Annotated in this window: 12 protein-coding genes; 7 read left to right on the top strand and 5 right to left on the bottom strand. The window is 68.0% G+C overall.

What is annotated here, in order from left to right; genetic code table 11:
- Positions 1-10: 10 nt before the first annotated feature.
- Positions 11-1,087, bottom strand: coding sequence for a ferredoxin reductase (locus AC1G9L_RS18060; RefSeq protein WP_481069631.1), 1,077 nt, complete (start codon positions 1,085-1,087; stop codon positions 11-13).
- 94 nt (positions 1,088-1,181) lie between these two features.
- On the opposite strand from AC1G9L_RS18060, the gene fabR reads away from it, so the two are divergent.
- From fabR to AC1G9L_RS18085, 5 genes are all read left to right on the top strand, one after another.
- Entirely contained in the window at positions 1,182-1,826 is a 645-nt protein-coding gene (fabR, locus tag AC1G9L_RS18065; protein WP_019800755.1) for an HTH-type transcriptional repressor FabR, read from the top strand.
- Positions 1,827-1,974: 148 nt separating this feature from the next.
- Positions 1,975-2,841, top strand: a complete 867-nt coding sequence (locus AC1G9L_RS18070) for an SDR family oxidoreductase (protein WP_019800756.1) — start codon at positions 1,975-1,977, stop codon at positions 2,839-2,841.
- 456 nt (positions 2,842-3,297) lie between these two features.
- Positions 3,298-3,810 (top strand): DUF892 family protein, encoded by a 513-nt coding sequence (locus AC1G9L_RS18075; RefSeq protein WP_019800757.1) that lies wholly within the window; start codon positions 3,298-3,300, stop codon positions 3,808-3,810.
- Between the two features lie 77 nt (positions 3,811-3,887).
- Positions 3,888-4,394 (top strand): DUF892 family protein, encoded by a 507-nt coding sequence (locus AC1G9L_RS18080; protein WP_019800758.1) that lies wholly within the window; start codon positions 3,888-3,890, stop codon positions 4,392-4,394.
- 129 nt (positions 4,395-4,523) lie between these two features.
- Positions 4,524-5,426 (top strand): manganese catalase family protein, encoded by a 903-nt coding sequence (locus AC1G9L_RS18085; protein ID WP_010340751.1) that lies wholly within the window; start codon positions 4,524-4,526, stop codon positions 5,424-5,426.
- Positions 5,427-5,533: 107 nt separating this feature from the next.
- Here the strand turns inward: AC1G9L_RS18085 and AC1G9L_RS18090 are convergent, their stop codons facing one another.
- The 4 genes from AC1G9L_RS18090 to AC1G9L_RS18105 all read right to left on the bottom strand — a co-directional run bounded on the left by AC1G9L_RS18090 (position 5,534) and on the right by AC1G9L_RS18105 (position 10,314).
- Entirely contained in the window at positions 5,534-6,175 is a 642-nt protein-coding gene (locus AC1G9L_RS18090) for a DUF6766 family protein (protein WP_019800759.1), read from the bottom strand.
- Between the two features lie 353 nt (positions 6,176-6,528).
- Positions 6,529-8,814, bottom strand: coding sequence for a methyl-accepting chemotaxis protein (locus tag AC1G9L_RS18095; protein ID WP_481069632.1), 2,286 nt, complete (start codon positions 8,812-8,814; stop codon positions 6,529-6,531).
- Positions 8,815-8,934: 120 nt separating this feature from the next.
- Positions 8,935-9,738: a YiiX/YebB-like N1pC/P60 family cysteine hydrolase gene (locus AC1G9L_RS18100; RefSeq protein ID WP_019799493.1), complete on the bottom strand. Its 804-nt coding sequence runs from the start codon at positions 9,736-9,738 to the stop codon at positions 8,935-8,937.
- A gap of 105 nt (positions 9,739-9,843) precedes the next feature.
- Complete coding sequence (locus tag AC1G9L_RS18105; protein WP_481069633.1) at positions 9,844-10,314, bottom strand: hypothetical protein; 471 nt, start codon at positions 10,312-10,314, stop codon at positions 9,844-9,846.
- 388 nt (positions 10,315-10,702) lie between these two features.
- Between AC1G9L_RS18105 and AC1G9L_RS18110 the strand changes: the two genes are divergently transcribed.
- Both AC1G9L_RS18110 and AC1G9L_RS18115 read left to right on the top strand, forming a co-directional pair.
- Positions 10,703-11,557 carry an IclR family transcriptional regulator domain-containing protein gene (locus AC1G9L_RS18110; RefSeq protein WP_019799495.1) on the top strand — a complete coding sequence of 285 codons (855 nt, stop codon included), beginning with the start codon at positions 10,703-10,705 and terminating at the stop codon, positions 11,555-11,557.
- A 103-nt stretch (positions 11,558-11,660) separates the two neighbouring features.
- Positions 11,661-13,067, top strand: coding sequence for an MFS transporter (locus AC1G9L_RS18115; RefSeq protein WP_019799496.1), 1,407 nt, complete (start codon positions 11,661-11,663; stop codon positions 13,065-13,067).
- Positions 13,068-13,084: the final 17 nt, after the last annotated feature.

Below are 13,084 nucleotides of genomic sequence, written 5' to 3' on the forward strand. Positions count from 1 at the left end.
GGGAAGTCCTTCAGAGGTCCAGGGTCAGGTCGCTGCTGGCGCTGTTGACGCACAGCTTCAGCGAACCGGGTTCGGCGGCGTGGGCGCCGCTGAGCAGATCACGGGTGATGCCGGCCTGCTTGCCGCAGGCGCAGTTGTTGCAGATGCCCATGCGGCAGCCGTGCTTGGGCCGCAGGCCTTCGGCCTCCAGCGCGGTGAGCAGCGACTGGCCGCGCGGCAGCTGCAGCACGCGGCCACTGCGCGCCAGGGTCACCGCCACGGTGCCCTGCTCGACATCGGCGGGCGCCGGCGGCGGGCTGAACGCCTCGGCCTGGAAGCGCGCCACTTGGTGCTGCAGGCGCGCACGCGCGGCCTGCACGAAGCCGCCCGGGCCACAGGCCAGCACCTGCGCCTGCCCCAGGTCGCCCAGGGCCTCCAGCGGCAGCGTGTCCACGCGCGGCGCAGGCGTTTCGCCCTCGCCGGTGATGGCCAACTGCAGGCGGAAACGCGGATGTGCGGCAGCCAGCGCCTGCAGTTCCTCGCGGAAGCAGACCTGGTCGTGGCGCCGCGCCCAGTACAGCAGGTCGACGTCGGCCGGCATGCCGGCGTCGGCCAGTTGCCGCAGCAGCGCGCGCATCGGGGTGATGCCGCTGCCGGCGGCCAACAGCAGCCAGCGGCCGTGCGGCGCGATCGGCAGCACCATCTCGCCATAGGCCTGGCCGAGTTCGAACACCTCGCCGATGCGCGCGGCGCCAGCCAGGTACTGGCTGACCCGGCCGCCGTCGACGGTCTTGACCGTGATCGCCAGGCGCCCGCCCGGCAACGGCGTGGGGCTGTAGCTGCGCAGCAACCGGCGGCCGTCGATTTCCACCCCCAGCTCCACGTGCTGGCCGGCACGCAGGCCGCGCCAATGGCGGTTGGGCTGCATCACCAGGGTTACCGCATCGCTGCTGGCGGCCTCGCGCTGCACCAGCCGGGCGCGCGGGCGCTGCCAGGTCCACAGCGGATGCAGGCGGGTGGACCAGAAATCGAACACGTCCGGCTTGACCCAGGCGCGCAGGGCGCGGGCGGCAGGGCGGAGTTTGGCGGGACGGCGGGCAGCGTTCATGGGTATCCACTATACAGGCGCAGAGACAGATGTCTATACACTTGTGCATTCATTGAAGACGCTATCATCCCTCATTGCCTGGCCCGGTCTGCCCATGACGATGCTCTCCCCTCCACCGTCCGCGGACACGCCGAACGCCCGCAAGGGCGCCATCTCGCGCGAGGACCTGCTGGCCGCCGCGCTCAAACTGATCGGGCCGCACCGCAGCGTGTCCACGCTGAGCCTGCGCGAGGTGACCCGCGAGGCCGGCATCGCCCCCAACAGCTTCTACCGCCAGTTCCGCGACATGGACGAACTGGCGGTGGCGCTGATCGACCTGGCCGGCAGCTCGCTGCGCACCATCATCGGCCAGGCGCGGCAGCGCGCCGCCGGCAACCGCCGCAGCATCATCCTCAGTTCCGTGGAGACTTTCATGGAACAGTTGCGCGCCGACGACAAGCTGCTGCACGTCCTGTTACGCGAGGGCACGGTCGGTTCGGACGCGTTCAAGCACGCGGTCGATCGCGAGCTGAACTATTTCGAGGACGAACTGCGCGTGGACCTGATCCGCCTGGCCGCGCTGGAAGGCGCGCCGCTGCACGAGCCGGCGCTGGTGTCCAAGGCAATCACCCGGCTGGTGTTCGCGATGGGCGCCACCGCGATGGACCTGCCGCCGGAGAAGGATCCGGAACTGATCCGGCAGATCACCGCGATGCTGCGCATGATCATCGTCGGCGCGCGCACGCTCGCCGCCAGCTGAGTTCGCAGTGCGGCGGCGCCCGCTGCCGCAGCGCGCTGTCCGGCGCGTGCATGGGCCGGCGTCGTGACATGCCGCGCACATGGCCTTGGCCCCGGCTTTACCGACGCCTGCCCACCCTCGTTGGACACTCCCCCAACGAGGTACGCACATGGCCGTTCCCAATTACCCGTCGCCGCCCTTCAAGGCTCAGCAGCAATCCTTCCCCGGCAAGACCCAGGCCATGGATCCGAAACCGGATCACGGCGAAGACAGCTACGTTGGCCATGGCCTGCTGCAGGGCAAGCGCACCCTGATCACAGGCGGCGACAGCGGCATCGGCGCGGCGGTGGCGATCGCCTATGCGCGCGAAGGTGCCGACGTCGCCATCGCCTATCTGCCCGCCGAGCAGGACGATGCCGAGCGTATCGCCAAGCTGGTCGAAGACGCCGGTGTGCGCGTACTGCTGCATCCGTGCGACATCAGCGACCGCGCACAGGCCGAAAACTTGATCAAGACCGTGGCCGAGGCCTTCGGCGGTCTCGACGTGCTGGTCAACAACGCCGCCTACCAGCGCTACTTCCACAGTTTCGACGAGATCACCCTCGACGAGTGGGAGAAGACCTTCGCCACCAACGTGCACGCGCCGTTCCACCTGGTGCGGCTGGCAATGCCGCACATGCCCGAGGGCGGGTCGATCATCAACACCGCCTCGGTCAATTCGAAGAAGCCCACACCCAACATCCTGCCGTACTCGGCCACCAAGGGCGCGCTGGCCAACCTGACCATCGGCCTGGCCGGGCTGCTCGCCGAGAAGAAGATCCGTGTCAACGCGGTGCTGCCGGGCCCGATCTGGACCCCGTTCATCCCCACTGGCATGGACGAGGAATCGGTACGCACGTTCGGCGAACAGACCCCGTTCGGCCGTCCTGGTCAGCCGGCGGAACTGGCCTCGGCGTATGTGCTGTTGGCCGCGGATACCTCGAGTTATACCTCGGGCACGCTGCTGACGATTTCGGGCGGAGCGGTGACGCTGTAAGGCCGGGAATCGGGAATCGGGAATCGGGAATGGGAAAAGCGCTGCGGGCTGGCGGTGCTGTAGGGGCGGCTCTGGCCGCGAGAGGCTTTCCCCCGACGTTGTCGCTGTGATGCTCACGCAAGCACACGCATCGCGCCTGCTGCTGTTTCGGTAGCAGGCCACAGTTCCAGCGTACTCCCCTCTGTAGGAGCGGCTTCAGCCGCGACAGGCTTTCCTGGGAATGCCTGTCGCGGCTGAAGCCGCTCCTACGAGCGCGCGAGCGCAAAAGACATGCAGCACCCGCGCATCACGCGTATCGCCACCGTGTACATCTCCTCACGCCGCATCTCGCATGGCATTCACTCTGCACTGCAACTGCTCTAACGGCGGCGGGTCTAGGTTGATCGCACAGGGGAAAAACACACGGACGCGCGATGCGATGCATGTACGTCGCGCACACCATCTGGAGCGATATCCATGACCCGAAGCAACACCGAACGCTTGTTGAAGTGGCTGCAGGACGCCTATGCGATGGAGCAGGAGGCCAACACCATGCTCACCGCCACCGCCGGCCGCCTGGAGCACTACCCGCAGCTGAAGGCGCGCATCGAGCAGCATATCAACGAAACCCGCGACCAGTCCGAACAGGTCAAGCGCTGCATCGAGATCCTCGACGGCTCGATCCCCACGATCAAGGGCACCGTGGCGAGCGTGATGGCGTCGGTGCATGCCGCCGGCAATTCGATGATGAGCGACGAGGTCGCCAAGAGCCTGGGCGTGAGCTATGCCTTCGAGCACATGGAGATCGCGAGCTATCGCGCACTTGTCATCGCCGCCAAGGAAGCCGGGCAGACCGAAATCGCCGACATCTGCGCCGCCATCCTCGACCAGGAAATCGCCATGGCCGAATGGCTGATCGAACACCAGGAAGCCACGATCCTGGCGTTCCTGAAGCGCGAGCGCACCGAAGGCGAAACCGCCAAGCATTGAGCGCCGTCGTACACGACAGACGCGCGCGCATTCCCCCACAGCAGCACCACCATCCATCACCGACCGGAGACTCCACAATGGCCGTCAAGACCATCGACGAATTGTTCATCCACGAGCTGTCGGACATCTACAGCGCCGAGAAGCAGCTGACCAAGGCCTTGCCGCGCCTGGCGCGCGCCGCCACCAACCCGGCGCTACGCGCGGCGTTCGAGGCGCACCTGGAGGAAACCCAGGGGCAGATCGAACGCATCGACCAGATCGTCGAGAAAGGCAACCTGCGCCTGAAGCGGATCAAGTGCGCCGCCATGGAAGGCCTGGTGGAAGAAGGCAAGGAAGTGATCGACTCGATCGAGGCTGGCCCGGTGCGCGATGCCGCGCTGATCGGTGGCGCGCAGAAGGTCGAGCATTACGAGATCGCGTCCTACGGCACGCTCGCCGCCATGGCCAAGCAACTGGGCTTGGACGATGCGCTGACCCTGCTGCTGGAAACGCTCAAGGAAGAGAAGTCCACAGACGAGAAGCTGACCCTGCTCGCCGAGCAAGGCGGCAACGAAGAAGCAGCGCGCAAGCGCAAGGCGGCCTGACCGCCCCAGCCGCGGTCCGCTGAGGCAAAGACGGACCGCGGCGTTCCAGACGCCATCCCCCCACGCGCGCCGCCGGCCACGCGCCATCGCGTCGTCGCGACGTTCGGGCGGCACTCCAGGAGATTTTTCATGTTCATGCACAACAAGCGGCTGATGTACACGGTGCGCGTGGCACAGCCCGACCCGGCGCTGGCCTCGCTGATGCTCGAGCAATTCGGCGGCCCGCAGGGCGAACTGGCTGCGGCCATGCGCTATTTCACCCAGGCCATCGGCGAGGTCGACCCCGGCCGCAAGGATCTGCTGTACGACATCGCCACCGAGGAACTGAGCCACCTGGAAATCATCGGCTCGATCATCGCCATGCTCAACCAGGGACCGAAGGCGGTGCTGTCCGAAGGCATGGCCGAAGCCGAGGACATGCGCAACCTCACCCGCAACAACAACACCAGCCAGACCCAGCAGATCCTCTATGGCGGCGGTCCGGCCCTGGTCAATTCCAGCGGGGTGCCGTGGAGCGCGGCCTATGTGGACAGCATCGGCGAACCCACCGCCGACCTGCGTTCCAATATCGCCGCCGAAGCCCGCGCCAAAATCGTGTACGAGCGGCTGATCAACGTGACCGACGATCCCGGCATCGTCGATGCGCTGACCTTCCTGATGACCCGCGAAGTGGCGCACCAGAAGTCCTTCGAAAAGGCGCTGTATTCCATCGAGCCGAACTTCCCGCCGGGCAAGCTGCCGGGCGATCCGGCCTTCACAGATCGCTATTACGACATGTCGCAGGGCGACGGCGACATGCACGGTCCCTGGAACAGCGGCAGCCAGTGGGAATCCATTGCCGACCGCAATCGCCAGGTAGCCGTGGATGGCGGCAGCGGCATGCCCAGCGTGGGCCTGAGCGAACTGGAACAGAGCGCGCTGCAGGCGCTGGCGGCGCGTACGCTGTCGCAACCGGACAGCGACCCGACCACCGGCGCCGACCTGGGCGCCGGCCCCGGCGCCGGCTCGACCAAGGGCAGCGTGGCGCGCTAACGCGCCATTGCAGGTCCCCTCACACGAACGCCGCGATGCGCAAGCATCGCAGCGTTCGTGTGTCCGGGCATGGGCTGTGATCGCCCCTTTCGCGGCAGCCCCCCGTTTTAGTCGCCGGTCTGCCGATGCGGCGCATGCACCGGCTTGGATTGCGGGGAGTCCTTCTGCCGCAGCCAGATGGTCAGCACCACCAGCGCGAACACGGCCAGGAACTCGCTCTGCCAGTTCTGCATCGACTCGAACCAGAACTGCGCGCCGCTGACGTGTTCCCAGAAGGACGGCGGCGGCCGATGCTGCATCGCCTGTTCGGCCACCTCGTGGCGCCAACTGCCCAGCGCATGCAGGACGAAGCTGAGCAGGAACAGAGCGCCGAAGGCCAGCGCCAGCGAGCGCTCGTACAGCGCCAGCCAGATGCCGCCAGCGCGCACCGGCCACGGCGGCGGGCCGGGCGCGACGGCGTCGTCTTCCTCGGCGGGCGACAGCGGCCGCGACTCGGCCGAGCCCCATTGGCGCAGCTTCACCGTCAGCACCACGTACATGCCCATCTGCAGGAACTCGCTCTCCCAGTTCTCGAACAGCGCGCCGATGAAATGCCCGCTGTGCAGGTACTCCCACATCGGCAAGGCCGCCAGCCCCTGCTGGCGCAATTCCTCGTTGTAGGCCTGGTGGCCGCTGAGCGCCTGGCCGGCCATGAACAGCAGGCTCAGCGCCAGCAATACGATCGACAGGCTATTGCGTTTCCAGAACATGCAATCGGCTCTCCTCCACGCGCCGCGATGCCGGCGCGCCGTCGCTGCGACCATAGGTAGCGACGGGCAAAGAGTGGATGAAGAAGCTAGCGGACGCGCCTCTACTGCCAGGCGGTGCCGTCACTTGTAGGGGCGGCTTCAGCCGCGACCAGGATTCCTGGGCACGCCCCGGTCGCGGCTGGAGCCGCTCCTACGACAATGTCATCGCGCGTTCGCCAGCACCCCGGAATGCAATGTGGGAGCGACGTCGGTCGCGACGAAGCCTTCCCTGGAAAGCCCGTCGCGACCGCAGCCGCTCCCGCAACGACCAGACGAACACGGCGTGGCGGCGGATGCCACCACGCCGCACTGGCTCAGAACTCTTCCCACTCCGCGCTGTCCGCCGGCACGCCCTGGATCGGGCGTGGCTTGGTCGCCGGTTGCCGCACGGGTGCCGCGGGCTTGGGCTTGGCGGCGACGGCAGGCACCGCACGCACCGCCGGCCTGGCCGGCTGCGGCCTTGCCGCGGGAACCGGCGCCGTACTGACCGCGGCACTGCCGGCGAGGCGGAACACCGCCACCGCGCGCGCCAGTTCCGCCGCCTGGTCTTCCATGCTCTTGGCCGCCGCGCTGGCTTCTTCCACCAGTGCCGCGTTCTGCTGGGTGCCCTCGTCCAGCTGCATCACCGTCTTGCTGACCTGGTCGATGCCCGCGCTCTGCTCGGCGCTGGCCGCGGAAATCTCGGCCATGATGTCGGTGACCCGCTTCACCGAGGCGACCACCTCGGTCATGGTGGTGCCGGCGCGGTTGACCAGGGTCGAACCCTGTTCCACTTCCTGCACCGAGTCGGAGATCAGGGTCTTGATCTCTTTGGCGGCGGCTGCCGAACGCTGCGCCAGGGAGCGCACTTCCGAGGCCACGACCGCGAAGCCGCGGCCCTGTTCGCCGGCGCGCGCGGCTTCCACCGCGGCGTTGAGCGCCAGGATATTGGTCTGGAACGCGATGCCGTCGATCACGCCGATGATGTCGGCGATACGCGCCGACGCAGCGCTGATCGAGGCCATGGTCGCCACCACTTCCTCGACCGCGCGGCCGCCGTTCTCGGCCACCTCGCCGGTGCTCAGCACCAGTTGGTTGGCCTGGCGCGCGCTGTCGGCGTTCTGCTTCACGGTGGAGGTCAGTTCCTCCATCGAGGCGGCGGTCTCTTCCAGGCTGGCCGCCTGCTGCTCGGTGCGCACCGACAGGTCGCTGTTGCCACTGGCGATCTCGCTGGCGGCGGTGTTGATCGAGCCGACCGCGCGCTGGATGCCCTGCACGATGCCGGTCAGTTGCTCGGCGGTGCGGTTGGCGGCATCGGCGAGGGTGCCGAACGCACCTTCGTAGCGCACGTCCACGCGCTGCGACAGGTCGCCATCGGCGATCGCGCCCATGATCCGGCCGACGTCGGCCAGGCCGCTGTCAGCCTGACGCATCAGCCGGTTCAGCGCCTCCACCATTTCCTTGAACGCGAACGCGTAGCGCGCCTCGTCGCCGCGGGCGCTGAAGTCGCCGCGCGCGGCCGCATCGGCCAGGCGCGCGATGTCGCCGTTGACCGCCGACAGGTTCGCCTTGACCACGTCCAGCGCCTCGTGCAGCGCCGCGCGCTGCCCAGGCAGCCGGCGCATGTCGCGGCGCAGGTCGCCGCGACCGTACTCGTCCATGATCGCCATCGCCTCGACGATGGCGTCCAGGTGTTCGAACAGCGCCGTGTTCATGCCGTGCGCCAGCGTGCCGTAGTCGCCCGGGAAGTCTTCCGGCATGCGATGGCTGATGTCCTCGCCCTGCTGCAGCCGCACCAGGGTCTGCATCTCGCCGTTGAAGCGCTGCAGCTGGGTCTGCATCTGCTGCATGCTGGTCATCAACTGCCCGGTCTCGTCGCGCGACTCCACCTTGATCGGATTGTCGAAGCGGCCGGAGGCGATCGCCTCGGCGGTCCGCGTGGCGCCGCGCAAGGGCGCGACGATGGCGCCGGCGATCAGCCAGCACAGGCCCACCACCAGCGCCACCAGCGCCGCGCCGATCACGGTGAGGATCCTGGTGAAGCCCATCGCCTCGGCCTGGATGTCTTCGGCGTACACGCCCATCACCAGCACCCAGTTCCATTGCGGGTACAGCGCGGCGTAGCTGATCTTCGGCAGTTGCTCTTTCTTGCCGGGCTTGGGCGCGGTGTAGTAGCTGAAACCGTCGCCGCTGCGCACCGCGGTCTGGATATCGCGATAGACGTACTCGCCGGCGTCGCTCTTGTAGCCGCTCATGTCGGTGCCGACCGCGCGCTTGGGATGCATGACGATGCGCATCTGCGGGTCGACGATGAAGAAGTAGTCCACGCCGTGGTTGGTCTTCATGTCGGCGAGCGCGCCCTTGGCCGCCGCCTGCGCCTGCGCCTGCGTCATCTCGCCGCGCTTGGCCAGGTCGGCGTAGTGCTGCATCACGCTCAGGCCCATGTCGACCTGGGTCTTCACGGTCTGCTTGCGCGCGTCGATCAAATCGAGATATTGCAGGCGCGCCGCCGCAACCGCCAGCAGCACCACACCGAGCGCGATCAGCGTGCACAGCACGACGAACTTGCGTGCCATGGGCAGGTTGGCGATATGGCGACGAAGGAACTGGATGGGATTCATGGTGTCAGGAAAAACCCTAAAAACGGACTCTGGTATCGGCCCGTCTGCATCCGAACTTGAACCGCAGCAGGTGGCGCAAGATGAACACGCACCACAGTTCTGCGCTGGAGACGCTTTCAGTCAGGCCATCGCCGCATCGAGCGGCGTTGGCTCTGCGCGCGGCACGGCGACGTGCGGCTCCCACACCAGGCGATGGAAATCGAAACCGTGCTGCAAGCGCGGCTTGACCACGTTGAAGTACGGCGAGACGTCGAAATCGCGCGGCAGGGTAAGGCTGTGATGGCGCGGATGCAGGACTTCCGCGTCCTCCGCCGCATCGGCATCCGCCGGCGGCGCCTGGTCGATCTCCGGCAGGATCGGATAGCGGATCGCGCCGAAGGCCTGCGCCAGCAGCGTCGAGCAGATCGCCCGGGTCGGCTCGCCGCTGCCCAGCTCCAGGAAGCGGCGCTTCACCGACGATGGCAGCGGCGGCGTGCGGATCAGGTAGCGCGCCAGGTCGAAGATGTTCTTCAGGTCGTAGCTGTTGCCGACCCGCGAGACCATGTACTCCACCACGGTCTCGATCTCCTGCGCGCTCAACCCGACCGGGCGGCAGATGCGCGTATGCAGGCCGGCGAACTCGCTCAGTCCTACCAGGCGCACGCCGACATTGATGTCGACATCGCAGAACAGCGGCGCTTCCTCGCCGGGAACCGCGGCCACGTGGTCGCCGATGTACAGCGCGGCGTGCGACCAGGTGGACTGGCTCAGGTACTTGATGGCGGTGGAGAAACGGCTGTTGCCCTCGACCAGCAGCACGTCGCCCTTGCGCAGCGTGGCGCGCAACAGCTGCGGCGGGCTGGTCGGGAGCTGCGAGCCGTGGCGACGCGGCTTGGACAGGAACTTGGCCAGGTGGCGACCCAGCAGGCGTGGCAATGACAGCATGCGCGTTCCCCCGAGCGGCGGCCGTTCCGGCGAAACGGCTTCTCTATCCGCAATGGCGGCCATCCGCGGGATTTCTTGAATGGCGCGGCAGCGCCAGCGCCACGCTCACGGTTGCCGCAGGATCGACAGTTCCACGAACTGCGCGCTGCTGGAACGCAGGTAGACCGCATAGCGGCCACGCCCCGGCGCCTGCACCAGGAAGCGGTCTCCCGGGGCCGGCTGAAGCTTGTCGACCGTGGCCGCACCCAACGGCGCGATGCGCAGCCGCACCTTGGCGTCGTCCTGTGCTGGCGTGAGGTTGGCGACGGTCAGCGCACCGTCGAAGAGCGTGCGGCTCTCGCCCGGCAGCAGCGTCATGATCGCCGACGACGCGGCCGCCTCCGCCTTGCAGGCCGCGGCCTGCGCCTCGGCCAATTGCCGCTGCAGCGGCTTGACCTCCACGTATTGCACGAAGCCGTAGGTCGCGCCGATCACCACCAGCACTGCCGAGACCTCGGCGGCGGTGCGCTTGAACGAGAGTCCTTGCCACCATGTCTGCGCCGGCGGGGGCGGCGTCTGTCGGGTCGTTCGGGCCATGCATCACGGTATCGGCGCGGTCGCGCCGATGTCTGCCAGCAGGGCTGACATCGCCGCGCACGGCCGCGTTCGTCTACCTGGCGATACAGACGCGGCGCCACGTGCCCCGCGACGGGCGACACCTCAGCGCGGCGGCCGCATGGCCTCGCGCCTACGCAACTCCAGCGGACGATGACTCGTCTTTCGGAGGCTTCGAAACCACGGACCGTCGACGCGCAAGGTGAACCGCCCACACATGCTGCGCCGCAACTTGACGCATCGAGCGCCCAGGCAGAGTCTTGGCTTGAAATTGCGAAATAATTTTCGCAATCCGAAATTCACTTGTCAAGCGACATCCCCGGGCGGGTCGAGCAAGCTGGCGATTCCCCGGGTTCCCCAGGAACTGCAGATGATCAAGACGATTTCCCAGCGCGCGGCCAGTGCCGTGCCCGACGACGGCGACGAGGCCGGGGACAAGAAGCTGCGCAGCACGGTGCAGTCGCTGGCCAAGGGCTTTCGCGTGCTCGAGGCGTTCTCGTCCGAGCACGAGGAACTGTCGCTGAGCCAGATCGCCGCCCTGGCCCGGCTCGATCCCGGCACCACCTTCCGCATGCTCAACACCCTGGTCGAGCTGGGCTACGTGCATCGCGTGCCGGAGAGCCGCCGCTTCCGCCTGACCCTGAAGGTGCTCGACCTCGGCTTCCACGCCATCGCCCGCCGCGACCTGCGCAGCGTGGTGCGGCCGCTGCTGCGCACGCTGGTCAGCGACGTCAACGAGGCGGCCAGCTTCGCGGTGCTGCAAGGCCCCGACGTGCTCTACATCGAACGCGTGCGCGCCGGCATCACTCGCCTCGGCGTGGACATCCGCATCGGCACCACGGTGCCCAGCACCCGCACCGCGATCGGCCTGGCGATGCTGGCGCACCTGGCGCCGGCGGAGGTGACGCGGGTGACCGGGGTCGACGTGGATGGTCCGCAGACCCAGGAGATCGCCACGATGCGGCGTACCTTCGACTGCATTCGCCGCGACCGCTACGTGATCCTGGAGTCGATGCTGACCGAAGGCCTGCGCGTGCTGGCGGTCCCGGTGCTGGATGCGGACGACTACCCGCTCGGCGCGATCAGCGTCGCCGCGCCGTCGGTGCGCACCAGCCACGCCGAACTGCTCGACACCGCCCTGCAGCCCACGTTGCTGGCCGCCAAGGACATCGCCTTCGCGATCCAGGCCAGCGGGAGCGTTGCCGTGACCGCGCCCAGCACCTGATCCGCCCGGGCGCCGCCCGGCTCTCCCTGTCCGTCTCGCTGCGTGGACGCTTCGGCGCCCGCGCCAGGCGCCCCTTGTCCTGCGAAAGGCAGCCACGATGCTCATGTCCACCCCTGCCCCTGCCGCCACCGCCACGACCACCGCCCACGCGCCGTCCATCGCCGGGGCGCAGGCGGAGATCGGCGCACGCCTCGAACGCCTGCCGATCACCCGCAAGGTGTGGTGGGCGCGCAACATCGTCGGCGCCGCGACGTTCTTCGACGGCTACACGGTGATCGCCATCGCCTATGCGATGCCGGTGCTGACCAAGGAATGGCAGCTGTCGCCGGCGCAGATCGGCACGATCCTGTCGGCCGGCTACCTGGGCCAACTGCTTGGCTCGGTGTTCTTCGGCTGGCTGGCCGAGCGCATCGGCCGCCTGCACGTATTGCTGTTCACCATCCTGCTGTTCGTGTCGATGGACGTGGCCTGCCTGTTCGCCGGCAGCGCCGCGGCGATGATCGCGTTCCGCTTCGTCCAGGGCATCGGCACCGGCGGCGAGGTGCCGGTGGCCAGCGCCTACATCAACGAACTGATCGGCTCGAAGAAGCGCGGGCGCTTCTTCCTGCTGTACGAGGTGATGTTCCTGCTCGGCCTGGTCGCCGCCGGCGGCATCGGCTACTTCCTGGTGCCGGCCTATGGCTGGAAGGCGATGTTCATGGTCGGGCTGATCCCGGCGGCGATCATGATCCCGCTGCGCTTCTTCATGTTCGAATCGCCGCGCTGGCTGGCGTCCAAGGGCCGCTACACCAAGGCCGACGCGATCGTGGCCGAACTCGAGCGCAGCGCCGAGCGCCAGCATGGCCCGTTGCCGGCGCCAGCGTTCGACCGCACTGCGCTGCCCAAGGCGCAGCGCTCGGACTGGCGCGAGCTGTTCGGCAGCGTCTATCGCAAGCGCACGCTGGTGATCTGGAGCCTGTGGTTCTGCTCCTACCTGGTGGCCAACGGCATCATCACCTGGCTGCCGACGCTGTACCGCACGCACTTCGGGCTGTCGCTGCAGCAGAGCATCGCCTATGGCTTCTTCACCTCGCTGGCCGGCGTCGCCGCCGCGGTGGTGTGCGCGCTGTCGATCGACAAGGTCGGGCGCAAGCGCTGGTATGGGCTGGCGTTCGTGGCCGGCGGCGTGCCACTGCTGGCGCTGGCGGCGCTCGGCGGCACCTCCGCGCCGCAGGTGCTGGTGTTCGCGGCGCTGGGCTATGCCGCGGTGCAGACCATCACCTTCTCGCTGTACCTGTACTCGGCCGAGCTCTACCCCACCCGCATCCGCGCCATCGGCACAGGACTGGGCAGCGCCTGGCTGCGCCTGGGTTCGGCCTGCGGGCCGCTGCTGGTCGGCGCGGTCATCGCCGGGCTCGGCATCCGCTACGTGTTCGCCGCCTTCGCCGCCGTGCTGCTGACCGGCGCCGTCGTGACCTGGCGCTTCGCCCTGGAAACCAAGGGCAAATCGCTGGAGCAGCTGTCTCCCTGAGCGCAGCGCCGGCACTG

Source organism: Xanthomonas sp. NCPPB 1132 (genome assembly GCF_056629235.1).

Excerpts from the sequence above, each read along its gene's own strand:
- AC1G9L_RS18105 (WP_481069633.1), bottom strand. The coding sequence starts at position 10,314 with ATGGCCCGAACGACCCGACAGACGCCGCCCCCGCCGGCGCAGACATGG.
- AC1G9L_RS18110 (WP_019799495.1), top strand. The coding sequence starts at position 10,703 with ATGATCAAGACGATTTCCCAGCGCGCGGCCAGTGCCGTGCCCGACGAC.
- AC1G9L_RS18085 (WP_010340751.1), top strand. The coding sequence starts at position 4,524 with ATGTTCATGCACAACAAGCGGCTGATGTACACGGTGCGCGTGGCACAG.
- AC1G9L_RS18060 (WP_481069631.1), bottom strand. The coding sequence starts at position 1,087 with ATGAACGCTGCCCGCCGTCCCGCCAAACTCCGCCCTGCCGCCCGCGCC.
- AC1G9L_RS18115 (WP_019799496.1), top strand. The coding sequence starts at position 11,661 with ATGTCCACCCCTGCCCCTGCCGCCACCGCCACGACCACCGCCCACGCG.
- AC1G9L_RS18075 (WP_019800757.1), top strand. The coding sequence starts at position 3,298 with ATGACCCGAAGCAACACCGAACGCTTGTTGAAGTGGCTGCAGGACGCC.
- AC1G9L_RS18100 (WP_019799493.1), bottom strand. The coding sequence starts at position 9,738 with ATGCTGTCATTGCCACGCCTGCTGGGTCGCCACCTGGCCAAGTTCCTG.
- AC1G9L_RS18090 (WP_019800759.1), bottom strand. The coding sequence starts at position 6,175 with ATGTTCTGGAAACGCAATAGCCTGTCGATCGTATTGCTGGCGCTGAGC.
- AC1G9L_RS18070 (WP_019800756.1), top strand. The coding sequence starts at position 1,975 with ATGGCCGTTCCCAATTACCCGTCGCCGCCCTTCAAGGCTCAGCAGCAA.
- fabR (WP_019800755.1), top strand. The coding sequence starts at position 1,182 with ATGACGATGCTCTCCCCTCCACCGTCCGCGGACACGCCGAACGCCCGC.
- AC1G9L_RS18080 (WP_019800758.1), top strand. The coding sequence starts at position 3,888 with ATGGCCGTCAAGACCATCGACGAATTGTTCATCCACGAGCTGTCGGAC.
- AC1G9L_RS18095 (WP_481069632.1), bottom strand. The coding sequence starts at position 8,814 with ATGAATCCCATCCAGTTCCTTCGTCGCCATATCGCCAACCTGCCCATG.